Here is a 14,886-nt window from a genome sequence, read left to right as displayed (position 1 = left end):
AAGAAGTCAATGCGCAATCTGGTTAAATATGTCGGTATTGGCCTGCTGGTTATGGGGCTTGCGGCCTGTGATAATAGCGATACAAAAGCGCCAGCCGAGGGTGCTGCCGCAGAAAGTAACGCCACCGGACAACCGGTCAGCCTGCTGGACGGCAAACTCAGTTTTTCCCTGCCAGCTGATATGACCGATCAGAGCGGCAAGCTAGGCACCCAGGCGAACAATATGCACGTATATTCTGACGCAACCGGCCAGAAAGCGGTGATTGTGATTGTTGGCGACAACACCAACGAAGATCTGGCTGTGCTGGCAAAACGTCTGGAAGATCAGCAGCGTAGCCGTGACCCTCAGCTGCAGGTCGTCACCAATAAATCTATTGAGTTGAAAGGCCACACGCTGCAGCAGTTAGACAGCATCATCTCGGCCAAAGGCCAGACCGCATACTCTTCCGTGGTGTTGGGTAAAGTGGACAACCAACTGCTGACGCTGCAAATCACGCTGCCTGCTGACGATCAGCAAAAAGCGCAGACTACCGCAGAAAACATCATTAACACGCTGGTTATCCAGTAACGGTTAAGACGATGACGCGGCCTCCGGTGACACCACCTGAGGCCGTTTTTTTAACCGCCAGGTCAGCAATAACGCCACCGCTACCAGCCCTGCCGCCGCCAGATAGATAACCGGCACACCCGCCCACGTCATGACCAGCCCGGCCAGCGGCCCGGTAACCCCCAGCGATAAATCCATAAACACCGTGTAGGTCGCCAGCGCAGCGCCCTGATTTTGCTGAGGAACGGCTTTTACCGCCACCACGCCCAGCGCCGGGAAAACCAGTGAGAACCCAGCCCCGGCCAGCAGAACGCCGATTTTCGCCATCCACGGCATCGAAGCCATCCCGACCAGTAACAGCCCGACAATCTCGACGCTAAAGCAGATCATCGCCACATTCAGCCCGCCTAAGCGGTTGATACCATTTGGGAACAACAAACGAGTACCGACAAACGTGCAGCTAAAAAGCGTCAGCGCGAATGCGGCGCCATCCCAGCCTTTGGCATCATAGAACAAGGTAATGAAGGTAGCGATTACCCCAAATCCAGCGGAGGCCAGGGCCAGCGCCATGCCGTACAACCAGACGCGCCCAAGCACCGCGCGAAATGGCAACGGTTTGCCTTTGCTGGCCTTCACCGCCGGACGAGGGAGCGCCAGCAGGATTGCCAACAGCGCCACGCCCATCACGGTCAGCGCCAGCCCCTGTAAGCCACCCCAGGCATAAAACAGAACACCCAGCGGCGCGCCTATCGCCATCGCGCCATAGGTCACGATGCCATTCCAGGAAATCACCCGTCCGATGTGCATTGAGCCAACCACCCCCACGCCCCACAGCGTAGAGCCGGTCCCGGCAAAGCTTTGCCCGATCCCGAGAATCACGCGCCCCAGACATAGCAGCAGCAAACTGGCCAACGGCCAGCCGTTCGTTGATCCCGCCAGTAAATAGCCCAGGCCACTTAAAAAGCAGCCGCACAGCCCAAATACCACAATTTTCTTTGGCCCCAGCAGATCGGCATAGCGACCGGCATGCGGACGGCTCAGCAGCGTAGCGAAATATTGCAGGCTGATGACCAGCCCAGCCCAGAAAGCGCTAAATCCCATTACATCATGGACGAAGCCAGGCAACACCGCGAGCGGCAGGCCGATGGTCAGGTAGCTGGCGAAGTTAAACATCACCACAGAAACAATACGCAGGTTCAGGCGTAAACCGCTAAGCGTCGGTTCAGCGACGGGTTCGGGCATGGAGGGTCACCACGTTTTCACAACAGTGTTTCATTTCTACCATGTTGCAGAGCAGAAATCAGTAGCCAGTTTAGGAATATCAGTCGCAAGCCAGCCGCTACACTTAATGCAAAAACGCAAACAGGAAGAAGACATGATAACCACCCAGCCCGATAAAACGGGTTTGCACATTTTGCTCAAACTGGCCGCTCTGGTGGTGATCCTCGCAGGTATCCATGCTGCGGCGGATATCATTGTGCAGCTGCTGCTGGCCCTCTTTTTTGCCATTGTATTGAATCCACTGGTCACCTGGTTTATCCGCCGGGGAGTCGGTCGCCCAATCGCTATTACCTTAGTCGTGGTGGTGATGCTGATCGTTCTTACGGCGTTGGTTGGCGTGCTGGCGTCATCAATCACTGAATTCATGGACCTGCTGCCAAAATATAATAAGGAGCTAACGCGCAAGGTTCTGTATTTGCAAGAGATGGTGCCTTTTCTGAATCTGCATATGTCCCCGGAGCGCATGCTGCAACGCATGGACTCTGACAAGCTGATGACCTTCACAACCACGCTGATGACGAGTCTTTCTGGTGCCATGGCCAGCGTCTTTCTGCTGGTGATGACGGTAGTTTTTATGCTGTTTGAGGTGCGTCATGTCCCCTATAAGATGCGTTTTGCGTTGAATAATCCGCAAATCCACATTGCGGGGCTACATCGGGCGCTGAAGGGCGTGTCACACTATCTGGCGCTGAAAACGCTGCTCAGCTTATGGACCGGTGCCATAATCTGGCTGGGACTGGCACTGATGGGGATTCAGTTTGCTCTGATGTGGGGTGTACTGGCATTCCTGTTGAACTACGTGCCCAACATTGGCTCGGTCATTTCCGCCGTCCCGCCCATGATCCAGGCACTGCTATTTAATGGCATTTACGAATGCGTGCTGGTTGGCGCACTGTTTCTGGTGGTGCATATGGTGATTGGCAACATTCTCGAACCCCGAATGATGGGGCATCGGCTGGGATTATCGACGCTAATCGTCTTCCTCTCTCTGTTGGTATGGGGATGGCTGCTCGGTCCGGTCGGCATGTTGCTCTCCGTGCCGTTAACCAGCGTATGTAAAATCTGGATGGAAACGACCACAGGCGGCAGCAAACTGGCCATTTTGCTGGGGCCAGGCAGGCCCAAAAGTCGGCTTCCCTGAAAAACTACCAACCGAGGTAGTTTTTATATTTTTATATGACCGTTAAAATGACGCCAACGTAGTTATATATAGAAGCTTATCTTAAATAAAGAGTGAAAGGGATTTCATTCTTTATAAAGAAAATACATAAGCCAAGATGATGGTTTCTTTGCCAAAACGCATAAAAAAAATGAATCCCCCCAAAGCATTTAACGTAAACTATCTACTTATCTTTAAAGGTTATTTTATTTGATACATTTTCTCTAAAAATCTATACTTCTCGCCAATGATGATGCTGAAAAATTTCCGTTGAAGAAAGTCCTGGGGTATTACTATCCGGTCATCTCATTACCTTGCTACCAATCATATGAAATAAAATGCTAATTTAGCTTAAATATAATCATAGGCAATACAAGGTGCCCATGATTTCGGAGTTTATTATTTAACACGTATAAACGGTACTTTGATAGGGAGCTTTAATGAAACAGTATATTAAGTGGTTTGCGGCCATTGCCGTTGTCGGTGCTCTGGCGGGTTGCGCACGTACTGCGCCGATTGATCAAGTTCATACCAGTGTGAGCGCGGGACATACTCAGGACCAGGTTAAAACCGCGATCCTGAAAGCCGGTATTCAACGCCAATGGGTCATGTCTGAAGCCGGACCAGGTGTTATTAAAGCTCGCCAACAAACCCGCGATCATGTGGCTGAAGTCCGTATCACTTATGCCGCCACCAGCTATGACATCAAATACGACAGCAGCCTCAACCTGCAGGCCTCTGGTGGAAAAATTCACAAAAACTATAACCGCTGGGTACGCAATCTGGATAAAGACATCCAGCTTAATCTGTCAGCCGGTGCCAATCTGTAATTATGCCTAAAGTCGGGCCGAAAAGGCCCGATACTCTTATTATCTGCCATTTAACAGGTTGTCCCCACATGTACGAACAGGATTCGCTTAGCGCACTGGATGCCATTACTGAAGCACAACGTATCGCCTTTGCCCCTATGCTTTTTCAAACCGCGTTGTGTCTGCGAAATGCGGGAGTACTCACCTGGCTAGACAAGCAAGGTAAACGCGGCGCCACGCTCGACGAAATTACCGAAAACAGCACCATCAACGAATATGCCGCCAGCATCCTGTTGGATATGGGGTTAAGTGGGCGAATCATTACCCACAAAGAAGGATATTATTACCTCGCTAAAGTCGGTCATTTTCTTTTACATGACACGATGACGCGCGTGAATATGGACTTCACTCAGGATGTTTGCTACCAAGGATTGTTCTATCTTGAAAATGCGTTGAAAGATGGAAAACCCGCGGGACTAAAAATTTTTGGCGACTGGCCAACAATCTATCCTGCGCTATCACAATTACCGCTGGCTGCGCGTGAAAGTTGGTTTGCTTTTGATCATTACTATTCAGATGGCGCATTTGATGCCGCATTGCCATATGTATTCGCCAGCGCCCCTGCAACCCTGTACGATGTCGGCGGAAATACCGGAAAATGGGCATTACGTTGTTGTCAACATGATGACAATATTACAGTCACCCTCTTAGATTTGCCGCAACAAATTGCACTTGCCCGCGAAAATATAGAAAATGCAGGATTATCTCATCGCATAAATTTCCATGCTGTGGATATGCTTAGCGACTCGCCTTTACCTGACGGCGCTGATATCTGGTGGATGAGTCAATTCCTGGACTGTTTTTCCCCGGAACAAATTATCGCTATGCTAAGCAACGTTGCTCGGGTGATGAAGCCAGGCGCGAAGCTGTGCATTATGGAGCTGTTTTGGGATGCCCAAAAATTTGAGGCGGCCTCATTTAGCCTGAATGCGTCTTCGCTTTATTTTACCTGTATGGCGAATGGCAACAGCCGTTTCTACAGCGTAGAGAAGTTTTATCACTATCTGAATCAGGCAGGTTTTCAGGTAGATGAACGCCACGATAACTTAGGTGTTGGGCATACTTTATTGATATGTCAGAAGAAAAAATAAGAAACAATCGGAACAACCGATTTACCGCGGATACGCGTTGATGAAATTTGCTTTCAATATTATCGACTGGCAGGCCAGGGCGCCTGGGTTAAGCGAAACAGAACAGTGGCATGAATGGTCACGGCTTTCGCACGCCATCGATCCCACCGCGCCGTTGGCTAAGCTCAATGAGTTACCGATGATGACAGCTCGCCGCCTCAGTTCCGGCAGCAAACTGGCCGTCGATTGCGGTCTGGCGATGTTACGTCGTCATGATATCAATGCCGTTTTGTATACCAGCCGCCATGGTGAACTGGAGCGTAACTACAGGATCCTGCACGCTCTCGCGACTGAGCAGGCGCTCTCACCGACCGATTTCGCCCTCTCTGTCCATAACTCTGCTGTGGGTAACCTGACCATCGCCGCGAAAAAACCGATTGTCTCCTCCTCGCTTTCTGCTGGCAGGGATACATTCCAGCAGGGGTTATGCGAAGTCATCGGGCTGTTGCAGGCGGGATATCAGCGCGTATTGATGGTCGATTTCGACGGTTTTCTGCCCGAGTTTTATCACCCACAGTTACCACCAGACATGCCAACATGGCCGTTTGCCGTCGCGCTGGTTATTGAATCCGGTGATAGCTGGCAATGTGAAACCCGTCCACACAGCGCACAGAGCGAGACAACATTGCCGCAAAGCCTGTTGTTTTTACAACATTACTTACAAGATGCCAGGGCGTTTACCCTGCCTGGCGAACGCGTACAGTGGCAGTGGAGTCAGGGATGAGCACGATGATCCTGCGGCTTAACCGGGTATGGCGACTGGTGATGACCGGTTTTTGCTTTGCCCTGTTTGGCCTCGGCGGGCTCCTCCTGTCTACGATTTGGTTTAACGTCCTGCTGATCGCGGTATGGGATAAAGCCCGACGTCGGCGTATCGCCAGACGCAGTATCGCTGCCAGTTTTCGTCTCTTCTTAACCGTGGCGAAGCGGCTAGGCGTGCTGGATTACCAAATTGAAGGACGAGACATTTTACGCAACGAACAAGGGTGTCTTGTCGTCGCCAACCACCCGACGCTCATCGACTATGTCCTACTGGCCTCGGTCATGCCAGAAACCGACTGTCTGGTGAAAAGTGCACTACTAAAAAATCCTTTTCTCGGCGGCGTAGTCCGGGCCGCAGATTATCTGATTAACAGCCAGGCTGATGCGCTATTGCCCGCTTGCCAGCAACGTCTGGAGCAAGGCGATACCATTTTAATTTTCCCCGAGGGAACCCGTACACGCCCCGGAGAAGCAATGACGTTACAGCGTGGTGCAGCAAATATCGCCGTGCGCTGCAGCAGTGATTTACGCATAGTGACTATTAACTGCAGCGAACAAATGCTGGATAAAGAAAGCCAATGGTACAACGTCCCATCTGTAAAACCGATGTTTACCATTTCAGTACACGAACGGGTTAAGATCGACCAATTTTACGACGCAAACTCACAAGAACCGGCGCTGGCCGCAAGGCAGTTGAACCGGCATCTTTTGCTTCAATTACAACCAGGTACTTTACCTCTTTCAGGAATTAATGATGCAAGCGCTTTATCTTGAAATCAAAAATCTCATTATAACGACATTGAATCTCGACGAACTGACAGCTGATGATATTGAAACCGAAGCGGCACTCTTTGGCGATGGCTTAGGTCTGGACTCAATCGATGCCCTGGAGCTGGGTCTGGCGGTGAAAAACGAGTATGGCGTGATCCTCTCAGCAGAGAGCGAAGAAATGCGTCAGCACTTCTTCTCCGTCGCCACGCTGGCATCTTTCATTCACGCGCAACGTGCCTGAGGATAGTCCGTTATGACCGAACAAAAAGCCATTTACGCTGAAGTTTCCTCGCTGCTGGTCAAGCTGTTTGAAGTTGATCCGCAAGATATCAAGCCTGAGGCGCGCCTGTACGAAGATTTGGAACTCGATAGCATCGATGCCGTCGACATGATCGTGCATCTGCAAAAGAAAACCGGTAAGAAAATCAAGCCGGAAGAGTTCAAAGCAGTACGCACCGTACAAGATGTCGTCGATGCGGTAGAACGCCTTCTCAAAGAAGCGTAATTCTCCGTGTCGGGCACACGCTCGTTGCCAGTCGTACAACTGCTGACAGGTCTACTGTTGCTGGCCTGGCCGTTTTTGATCTGGTTTGGCCTGGCGCATAACAGTCTGCACTGGTTGCTACCGTTGATGGCGCTACTCCTTTTTTTACGCTTTCGCCAGACCCGGCGACAGGCGGGGCCGCTGCGCGTCGTGACACAGGTAGTGGCGGTCGCGGGTATAACCTTGTGCATTGCCAGTTATCTGCTCAAAACGCACCAGCTGCTGCTGTTTTATCCGGTAGTGGTAAACGCCGTTATGCTGTCGGTTTTTGGTGGATCGTTATGGTCAGCAATGCCCATTGTTGAACGTCTGGCACGACTGCGCGACCCAAATCTGCCCGATGCGGGCGTGCGCTACACGCGCCGTGTGACACAAATCTGGTGCGCCTTTTTCATCATCAATGGCAGCGTTGCGCTCTTTACCGCACTGAATGGCGATATGACCCTGTGGACCACCTGGAACGGCATGGTTTCCTATCTGCTAATGGGAACATTGATGGTAGGCGAGTGGTTAATTCGCCAACTGGTGATAAAACGAGATACCCAATGAAGCAGCCCCTCACACTCGCTCAATGGCTCTGTGCCCCACGTCCGGACGACGTTCCTGTTGCGTGGCAGGAAGAGCATACCTAGACGCTTGGCCATCTGCGCCATGATGTGGCCCATTTGATAGCATATCTGCGACAGCAGGAAGGTGAACGCTGGGCATTGTGCTTCGAGAACAGCTATTTATTCATCGTCGCACTGCTGGCAACACTCCATGCCGGCAAAACACCGGTGATCCCAGGACATTGTCGCGTTTCGTTGTTAAACGAGCAGCACTTGCTGTTTGACGGCGTACTGAGCGATAAAGCGATGGACTGGCAGGGAACGCTGCGGGTGGTCAGCTCCGCCATGACATCCGTGGCTCACGACATCACGTTCCCGGCAATACGCAGTGACGCCTTTGTGGAGCTATTCACTTCCGGTTCGACCGGCCAGCCGAAACGCGTGATCAAACCGATCGCTCGTCTGGATAGCGAAGCGGCATTGCTCGCTACACGCTTTGCCGATCGTCTGGCAGGTTGCCGGGTGGTCGCGTCAGTGGTACCGCAACATCTGTATGGCCTGACATTCCGTATTTTTTTGCCGATGGCCTTAGGCCTGCCGCTGCACGCGGCGATGCTTTGGTATGCCGAACAACTGGCGGTGCTGAGCGCTGAGCATCGGTATGCGTTTATCAGCAGCCCGGCGTTTCTGAAACGCCTCGACCACAACCTGACACCGCCGCCGGTAGAACTGATTCTGTCTGCGGGCGGTATGCTGCCCTGGCAGGACGTCACGCAGGCTGCTGACTGGCTTAATGTCTGGCCCGATGAGATCTACGGCAGCACTGAAACCGGGATCCTTGCGTGGCGCTATCGCCATCAGGATGATGTGGCATGGCTGCCTTTTCCCGGCGTCAGATTCCAGCCAGAAGACGACGCATTTCGTGTGTTTTCACCGCTAATTAACGCTGATGATGGCCTGTTACTCGATGATGTTCTGCAGTTTATCGAAAACGGACAGTTCCGCCTGATGGGCAGACGCGGGCGGGTGGTCAAAATTGAAGAGAAACGCATTTCACTCAGCGAAGTGGAGCAACGTTTACTGGCACTGGATGGTATCTGTGAAGTCGCGGCATTGCCGGTCTCACGTGGAGGACGTCAGGGCGTTGGCGTCCTGCTGGTACTGAATGACGAAGCCCGGCAACGCTGGCTTGAGTGCGGTGGTAAACCGCAAGAACTGACCTGGCGACGTTCGCTGCTGCCCTGGCTGGAGCCTGTCGCGGTTCCCCGCTACTGGCGGGTGATTGATGAGATTCCGGTCAACAGTATGAACAAGCGTGTCTATGCGCAATTACAGGAGTTATTTCATGAAACCCCATGAAATCGAGCGCCATCAGGCACTGCCTCATCAGGCTGAGATTGTTTTACAACTCGACCCGTCTCTGTTTTGGTTCAGCGGGCATTTTAGCGTGCAGCCACTGCTGCCGGGCGTTGCACAGCTGAACTGGGCGATGGATTACGCCACCACGCTGCTGGTCCCAGGCTGGCGTTTTCACAGTATTCAAAACGTGAAGTTCCAGTCACCGCTATTGCCAGAGGCCACCGTCACCCTGAGTCTGAGCTGGCAGGAAGCGCGTCAGATGCTCTCTTTTAGCTACCAGCGCCACGACGGTGACGTGCGCCATACCGCCAGCAGCGGGAAGATTCGGTTATGCCGCTGACCTTTTCCCCGTGCGTGTTGATCCCCTGCTACAACCACGGCGCGATGATGTCAGACGTGTTGGATCGTCTTCGGCCGTTCAATCTCCCCTGCATTGTGGTGGACGATGGCAGCGACGAGACTACACGAGATGAACTGGCACGCCTGGCGGCAGAATACAGCAATCTGACGCTAATTCGCCTGCCCATTAACGCAGGCAAAGGCGCAGCGGTTATTCGCGGAATGCAGACGGCGGCAGATGCCGGGTTCAGTCATGCCGTGCAGGTTGATGCCGACGGGCAACATGCCATTGAAGATATTCCCAGGCTGCTTGCATTGGCAAAAGAACATCCGACAGCACTGATTTCCGGACAACCGATTTACGATGATTCGGTTCCTCGCTCGCGCCTGTACGGTCGTTGGGTAACCCATATCTGGGTGTGGATAGAAACGCTCTCGTTGCAACTCAAAGACAGTATGTGCGGCTTCCGGGTATATCCGGTGGCCCCTACACTGCAACTTGCACAGCGCGTAACGCTCGGCAAACGGATGGATTTTGATACTGAAGTGATGGTGCGCCTCTACTGGCAAGGCAACACCAGCTATTTTATCCCCACGCGAGTCACCTATCCGCAGGACGGGCTATCCCATTTCGACGCGCTTAAAGACAATTTGCACATTTCATTGATGCACACTCGCCTGTTCTTTGGCATGTTGCCACGCATCCCCTCCCTGCTTTGTCGTCGTTCATCGACACACTGGGCGCAGCAACAGGAAGTCAAAGGGTTGTGGGGAATGCGCCTGATGCTACTGGTCTGGCGTGTACTGGGTCGCAAAGCCTTCTCCCTGCTGCTGTATCCTGTCGTCGGCGTATACTGGCTCAGCGCTTCAACTGCCCGAAAAGCCTCTCAACGCTGGATTAGCCGCGTAAGGGCGCAACTGATCACACGCCGGATGCCAGTACCGCCAAACCTGACCAGTTATCGGCATTTCCTGCGTTTTGGCGGCGCGATGCTGGATAAGATTGCCAGCTGGCGCGGTGAGCTGCACTTCGGTCGCGATGTGATTTTTGCACCAGGAGCAGAAACGACGCTGAATATCAGCGATCCTCGGGGAAAACTGCTACTGGCTTCACATCTTGGCGATGTCGAGGCCTGTCGGGCACTGGCCCAGCTACAGGGCAGTAAAACAATCAATGCGCTGGTATTTAGCGATAACGCCCAACGCTTTAAACAAATCATGCAAGAGATGGCCCCGCAGGCTGGATTAAATCTGCTCCCGGTGAACAGTATTGGTCCAGATACTGTCATTCTGCTCAAAGAGAAACTGGAGCGCGGTGAATGGGTAGCCATCGTAGGCGATCGCATCGCAGTCAATCCCCAACGCGGCGGCGAGTGGCGCGTGTGCTGGAGCCGCTTTATGGGGCAAAACGCGCCATTCCCTCAGGGCCCGTTTATTCTCGCGTCTATTTTACGCTGCCCTGTAGATCTGATTTTTGCCCTGCGCCAGCAGGAGAAACTCCACATCTACTGCGAACCGTTTGCCGACCCACTGCTCTTACCGCGCGCCACACGACAACAGGCATTACAGAATACTGTCGATCGCTACGCCGAACGCCTTGAGCACTATGCGCTTCAGTCGCCCCTCGACTGGTTTAACTTTTTCGATTTCTGGCAACTGCCGGATACCAATGACAAGGAGTAAAGGGTGCTTAACGATCCCCGCTTTACGGCTGAAGTCGAGCTAACTATTCCGTTTCACGACGTCGATATGATGGGCGTAGCGTGGCATGGTAACTACTTCCGTTACTTCGAGATTGCCCGTGAGGCACTGCTGAACCAATTCGATTATGGCTATCGGCAGATGAAAGAATCTGGCTATCTGTGGCCCGTGGTCGACACTCGGGTGAAGTATCGCAATGCGCTGACTTTCGAGCAGCGTATCCGTGTACGCGCCCAAATTAAAGAGTACGAAAATCGCCTGCGTATCGGCTACGAAATTTTTGATGCCGAAACAGGTAAACGCGCCACAACAGGCTACACCATCCAGGTCGCCGTCGACGAAAAAAGCCGTGAACTGTGCTTTGTCAGCCCGGATATTCTGTTTGAACGGATGGGAGTGACACCATGAAATTATGGCCATTGCTCGTGCTGCTCGTCAGCCCTTTCGTCAGTGCCCTGACGCTCGACTCCCTACAACAGCGTTTTACCGAACAACCGGTGGTTCGCGCCCACTTCGATCAAACCCGGACGATAAAGGATCTGCCGCAGCCGCTGCGATCTCAGGGCAAGATGTTGATCGCCCGCGACCAGGGGTTGCTGTGGGATCAAACGTCCCCGTTCCCGATGCAGCTGCTGCTGGACGACAAACGGATGGTTCAGGCAATTAACGGTCAACCACCGCAGACCATTACCGCTGAGAATAACCCGCAAATGTTCCAGTTTAATCATCTGCTACGGGCGTTATTCCAGGCGGATCGTAAAGTGCTGGAACAAAACTTCCGCGTGGAGTTTGCAGACTTAGGAGAAGGTCGCTGGACGCTACGCCTGACGCCAATCACCACACCGCTGGATAAGATTTTTGCGACGATTGATTTAGCCGGAAAGACTTACCTGGAGAGCATTCATCTCAACGATAAGCAGGGGGATCGCACCGATATCGCGCTTTCCCAACACCAACTAACGCCAGCGCAACTGACCGATGACGAACGCCAACGCTTTGCCGCCCAGTAAACGCCCCGCGCTGTTATGGGGAGTCGTCTGCCTGCTTCTGCTGGGCATCTTTCTGACGTTGCTACCTCAGGCCCGCCTTAACAGCAGCGTGCTGGCCATGTTGCCAAAGCAGACGCTGGGCGCTATACCTCCGGATCTGAACGAGGGATTTATGCAGCGCCTTGACCGTCAGGTGGTCTGGCTGGTGAGTCCCGGTAAGCAACCGGACCCAGCGATAGCCCGGGACTGGCTGGCTTTACTGCAAAAATCGCACGCGCTAGCCCAGGTAAAAGGTCCAATGGATGCCGACAGCCAGCAGGCCTGGGGGGCATTCTTCTGGCAACATCGTAACGGACTGATAGATAACGAGACCCGCGCCCGGCTGCAAAACGGCGGCGAAGCACAGGGCCAGTGGATCCTGTCCCAACTTTACTCCGCATTCTCCGGCGTCAGTGGCAAAGAGCTACAAAACGATCCTTTCATGCTGATGCGAGGCTCGCAGCTGGCCATGGCCAAAACCGGGCAGCGTCTGCGCCTGATGGACGGCTGGCTTGTCACCCAGGATGAGCAAGGCAACTATTGGTATCTGTTACATGGCGAGTTGACCGGCTCATCGTTTGATATGCAACAGACGCATCAATTGGTCACCACGCTGAATACGCTGGAAGGTGAGCTCAAAGCCCACTATCCACAGGCTCAACTGCTGTCTCGCGGGACGCTGTTCTATAGCGATTACGCCAGCCAGCAGGCGAAACAAGATATCTCTACCCTCGGCATAGCCACTGTGCTCGGGGTGATCCTGCTCATCGTGGCTGTATTTCGTTCGCTGCGTCCGCTGCTGCTGTGCCTGATTTCGATTGGCATTGGTGCGCTGGCGGGGACCGTCGTCACGCTGCTGATTTTTGGCGAGCTCCATCTGATGACGCTGGTGATGAGCATGAGCATCATCGGTATTTCCGCCGACTATACGCTCTACTATTTGACCGAACGGATGGTGCACGGTGCGGAAACATCGCCATGGCAAAGCCTTGCCAAAGTGCGCAATGCCCTGCTCCTGGCTCTACTCACCACCGTAGCGGCTTATCTGATTATGATGCTGGCCCCCTTCCCCGGTATTCGCCAGATGGCGGTATTCGCGGCGGTAGGTCTGAGCGCCTCCTGCCTGACAGTCATTTTCTGGCACCCGTGGTTGTGTCGTCGGTTGCCGGTACGCCCAGTGCCGGCAATGGTACTCATGCTACGCTGGCTTGCTGCATGGCGGCGGAATAAGAAATTATCCGTTGGCCTGCCGGTGGCGCTGGCGTTGTTCTCGTTGGCAGGTATGGCGACGCTACGCGTAGACGATGATATCTCCCAGTTACAGGCGCTGCCGCAGGAAATTCTTGCTCAGGAAAAAGCGATTACCGCCCTGACCGGGCAAAGCGTCGACCAGAAGTGGTTTGTGGTGTACGGCAAATCCGCTCAGCAAACGCTGGAGCGGCTGGAAACCTTTATCCCCGCGCTGGAACAGGCAAAAAAAGACGGGTTACTCAGCGGATATCGCACCATTCCGCTGAATTCACTCGCCCGGCAACAGCAGGATCTGTCTCTGCTAAAAGATGCCGCGCCCGCCATCACGAAAGCCTTAAACAACGCCGATCTGGCAACGGTGAACCCCGATCTTAGCGCCATGCCCGTAACCGTCGATGCCTGGCTTGCCAGCCCGGCCAGTGAAGGCTGGCGCTTGCTATGGTTGTCTCTGGCTGATGGCGAAAGCAGCGTACTGGTTCCCGTTGAAGGGGTGAAACAAAGTGATGCTTTAAATACGCTCAGCGCGAAATATTCCGGCGTGGCGTGGGTGGATCGTAAGAGCAGCTTTGACAACCTGTTTGCCCTTTATCGCCATATTCTGACCGGTCTGCTGTGCATTGCGCTGGCGGTGATTGCCTGTGGCGCCGTCATTCGGCTTGGCTGGCGTAAGGGCTTAATTAGCCTGGTCCCCTCAGTGCTGTCTTTAGGTTGCGGTCTGGCGGTACTGGCCCTGAGCGGTCATGCGCTCAACCTGTTCTCGCTGCTGGCACTGGTGCTGGTACTGGGAATTGGCATTAACTACACGCTGTTTTTTAGTAATCCACGCGGTACGCCACTGACATCGCTGCTGGCTATCACGCTGGCGATGATGACCACGCTCCTGACGCTCGGCATGCTGGTCTTTAGCGCCACTCAGGCAATCAGCAGTTTTGGCATTGTGCTAGTGAGCGGTATTTTCACCGCCTTCCTGCTGTCACCGCTGGCTATGCCAGGAAAAAAGAGAAAAAAAGAAGATGATTAAACAGACATTCTGGCGTACCGCTGCGCTCGTCGCCACGTTGCTGCTGGCCGGTTGCAGCCACTCGCAGCCGGAACAGAAAGGCCGCCCGCAAGCCTGGTTAGAGCCGGGGACTCGTGTAACGCTACCTGCCCCGGGGATTTCTCCCGCGGTGAATTCACAACAGCTACTAACCGGAAGTTTCAACGGCAAAACTCAGTCACTGTTGGTCATGCTCAATGCTGATGACAAGAAAATCACACTTGCCGGGCTGTCATCAGTCGGCATTCGCCTGTTCCTCGTGACTTACGATGAAAAAGGACTGCACACCGAGCAATCGATCATCGTTCCACAATTGCCGCCAGCCAGCCAGGTGCTGGCTGACGTGATGCTCAGTCACTGGCCGATTAGCGCCTGGCAACCGCAATTACCCACAGGCTGGACGCTCGTCGATACGGGTGACACGCGTAAGCTGCGCAATGCCCGCGGCAAAGTGGTCACGGAAATCACGTATCTGAATCGAAAAGGAAAACGCGAACCGATCAGCATTGAACAGCACGTTTTTAAATACCACATCACCATTCAATACTTGGGTGACTGA

At 53.5% G+C, this 14,886-nt stretch carries 16 protein-coding genes and 1 pseudogene; 16 read left to right on the top strand and 1 reads right to left on the bottom strand.

All coding sequences use genetic code 11. From position 1 onward, the window contains the following. Positions 1-9: 9 nt before the first annotated feature. The gene (locus IB222_RS01225) at positions 10-567 is read left to right on the top strand and encodes a DcrB family lipoprotein (protein WP_003827547.1); all 558 of its coding nucleotides are present in this window, start codon (positions 10-12) and stop codon (positions 565-567) included. A 3-nt stretch (positions 568-570) separates the two neighbouring features. On the opposite strand, the gene IB222_RS01220 is transcribed toward IB222_RS01225, so the two are convergent. Then, complete coding sequence (locus tag IB222_RS01220; RefSeq protein ID WP_149384398.1) at positions 571-1,788, bottom strand: MFS transporter; 1,218 nt, start codon at positions 1,786-1,788, stop codon at positions 571-573. A 133-nt stretch (positions 1,789-1,921) separates the two neighbouring features. Between IB222_RS01220 and IB222_RS01215 the strand changes: the two genes are divergently transcribed. The 15 genes and pseudogenes from IB222_RS01215 to IB222_RS01145 all read left to right on the top strand — a co-directional run bounded on the left by IB222_RS01215 (position 1,922) and on the right by IB222_RS01145 (position 14,886). Beyond that, positions 1,922-2,968, top strand: a complete 1,047-nt coding sequence (locus tag IB222_RS01215) for an AI-2E family transporter (protein WP_003827543.1) — start codon at positions 1,922-1,924, stop codon at positions 2,966-2,968. Between the two features lie 470 nt (positions 2,969-3,438). Next, entirely contained in the window at positions 3,439-3,816 is a 378-nt protein-coding gene (locus IB222_RS01210) for a hypothetical protein (RefSeq protein ID WP_149384430.1), read from the top strand. A gap of 68 nt (positions 3,817-3,884) precedes the next feature. After that, a complete protein-coding gene (locus tag IB222_RS01205; protein ID WP_003827540.1) occupies positions 3,885-4,946 on the top strand; it encodes a class I SAM-dependent methyltransferase in 1,062 nt (353 codons plus the stop codon). Between the two features lie 40 nt (positions 4,947-4,986). Continuing rightward, entirely contained in the window at positions 4,987-5,709 is a 723-nt protein-coding gene (locus IB222_RS01200; protein WP_003827539.1) for a beta-ketoacyl synthase chain length factor, read from the top strand. Beyond that, positions 5,706-6,521 (top strand): lysophospholipid acyltransferase family protein, encoded by an 816-nt coding sequence (locus IB222_RS01195; protein ID WP_003827538.1) that lies wholly within the window; start codon positions 5,706-5,708, stop codon positions 6,519-6,521. The genes IB222_RS01200 and IB222_RS01195 overlap by 4 nt, the downstream gene beginning before the upstream one ends. Then, the gene (locus IB222_RS01190) at positions 6,502-6,759 is read left to right on the top strand and encodes a phosphopantetheine-binding protein (RefSeq protein WP_003827537.1); all 258 of its coding nucleotides are present in this window, start codon (positions 6,502-6,504) and stop codon (positions 6,757-6,759) included. Before IB222_RS01195 ends, IB222_RS01190 begins: the two co-directional genes overlap by 20 nt. 12 nt (positions 6,760-6,771) lie before the next feature. After that, complete coding sequence (locus tag IB222_RS01185; RefSeq protein ID WP_003827536.1) at positions 6,772-7,023, top strand: acyl carrier protein; 252 nt, start codon at positions 6,772-6,774, stop codon at positions 7,021-7,023. Positions 7,024-7,029: 6 nt separating this feature from the next. Beyond that, entirely contained in the window at positions 7,030-7,611 is a 582-nt protein-coding gene (locus IB222_RS01180) for a hypothetical protein (protein ID WP_003827535.1), read from the top strand. Next, positions 7,608-8,969 (top strand): annotated as a pseudogene (locus IB222_RS01175) (AMP-binding protein). Before IB222_RS01180 ends, IB222_RS01175 begins: the two are co-directional and overlap by 4 nt. Next, positions 8,956-9,309, top strand: coding sequence for a hydroxymyristoyl-ACP dehydratase (locus IB222_RS01170; protein ID WP_003827533.1), 354 nt, complete (start codon positions 8,956-8,958; stop codon positions 9,307-9,309). Before IB222_RS01175 ends, IB222_RS01170 begins: the two are co-directional and overlap by 14 nt. Continuing rightward, a complete protein-coding gene (locus IB222_RS01165) occupies positions 9,300-10,991 on the top strand; it encodes a glycosyltransferase (protein WP_149384397.1) in 1,692 nt (563 codons plus the stop codon). The genes IB222_RS01170 and IB222_RS01165 overlap by 10 nt, the downstream gene beginning before the upstream one ends. A gap of 3 nt (positions 10,992-10,994) precedes the next feature. Next, positions 10,995-11,417 (top strand): thioesterase family protein, encoded by a 423-nt coding sequence (locus tag IB222_RS01160; protein WP_003827529.1) that lies wholly within the window; start codon positions 10,995-10,997, stop codon positions 11,415-11,417. After that, entirely contained in the window at positions 11,414-12,019 is a 606-nt protein-coding gene (locus IB222_RS01155) for an outer membrane lipoprotein carrier protein LolA (RefSeq protein WP_003827526.1), read from the top strand. Before IB222_RS01160 ends, IB222_RS01155 begins: the two co-directional genes overlap by 4 nt. After that, complete coding sequence (locus IB222_RS01150; protein ID WP_149384396.1) at positions 11,988-14,309, top strand: MMPL family transporter; 2,322 nt, start codon at positions 11,988-11,990, stop codon at positions 14,307-14,309. Before IB222_RS01155 ends, IB222_RS01150 begins: the two co-directional genes overlap by 32 nt. Next, positions 14,302-14,886 (top strand): DUF3261 domain-containing protein, encoded by a 585-nt coding sequence (locus tag IB222_RS01145; RefSeq protein ID WP_149280760.1) that lies wholly within the window; start codon positions 14,302-14,304, stop codon positions 14,884-14,886. The genes IB222_RS01150 and IB222_RS01145 overlap by 8 nt, the downstream gene beginning before the upstream one ends.

The sequence above is a fragment of the Citrobacter sp. C13 genome, from assembly GCF_014596815.2.
Lineage (GTDB): Bacteria > Pseudomonadota > Gammaproteobacteria > Enterobacterales > Enterobacteriaceae > Citrobacter > Citrobacter portucalensis.
The sequence above is the reverse complement of the archived record's forward strand: the minus strand, read 5'-3'. Positions and strand labels throughout refer to the sequence as shown.

Bases quoted from the DNA above. Each gene is read 5' to 3' on its own strand.
- IB222_RS01215 (WP_003827543.1), top strand. From the start codon at position 1,922: ATGATAACCACCCAGCCCGATAAAACGGGTTTGCACATTTTGCTCAAA.
- IB222_RS01150 (WP_149384396.1), top strand. From the start codon at position 11,988: ATGACGAACGCCAACGCTTTGCCGCCCAGTAAACGCCCCGCGCTGTTA.
- IB222_RS01170 (WP_003827533.1), top strand. From the start codon at position 8,956: ATGAAACCCCATGAAATCGAGCGCCATCAGGCACTGCCTCATCAGGCT.
- IB222_RS01190 (WP_003827537.1), top strand. From the start codon at position 6,502: ATGCAAGCGCTTTATCTTGAAATCAAAAATCTCATTATAACGACATTG.
- IB222_RS01220 (WP_149384398.1), bottom strand. From the start codon at position 1,788: ATGCCCGAACCCGTCGCTGAACCGACGCTTAGCGGTTTACGCCTGAAC.
- IB222_RS01195 (WP_003827538.1), top strand. From the start codon at position 5,706: ATGAGCACGATGATCCTGCGGCTTAACCGGGTATGGCGACTGGTGATG.
- IB222_RS01165 (WP_149384397.1), top strand. From the start codon at position 9,300: ATGCCGCTGACCTTTTCCCCGTGCGTGTTGATCCCCTGCTACAACCAC.
- IB222_RS01145 (WP_149280760.1), top strand. From the start codon at position 14,302: ATGATTAAACAGACATTCTGGCGTACCGCTGCGCTCGTCGCCACGTTG.
- IB222_RS01185 (WP_003827536.1), top strand. From the start codon at position 6,772: ATGACCGAACAAAAAGCCATTTACGCTGAAGTTTCCTCGCTGCTGGTC.
- IB222_RS01225 (WP_003827547.1), top strand. From the start codon at position 10: ATGCGCAATCTGGTTAAATATGTCGGTATTGGCCTGCTGGTTATGGGG.
- IB222_RS01200 (WP_003827539.1), top strand. From the start codon at position 4,987: ATGAAATTTGCTTTCAATATTATCGACTGGCAGGCCAGGGCGCCTGGG.
- IB222_RS01155 (WP_003827526.1), top strand. From the start codon at position 11,414: ATGAAATTATGGCCATTGCTCGTGCTGCTCGTCAGCCCTTTCGTCAGT.
- IB222_RS01205 (WP_003827540.1), top strand. From the start codon at position 3,885: ATGTACGAACAGGATTCGCTTAGCGCACTGGATGCCATTACTGAAGCA.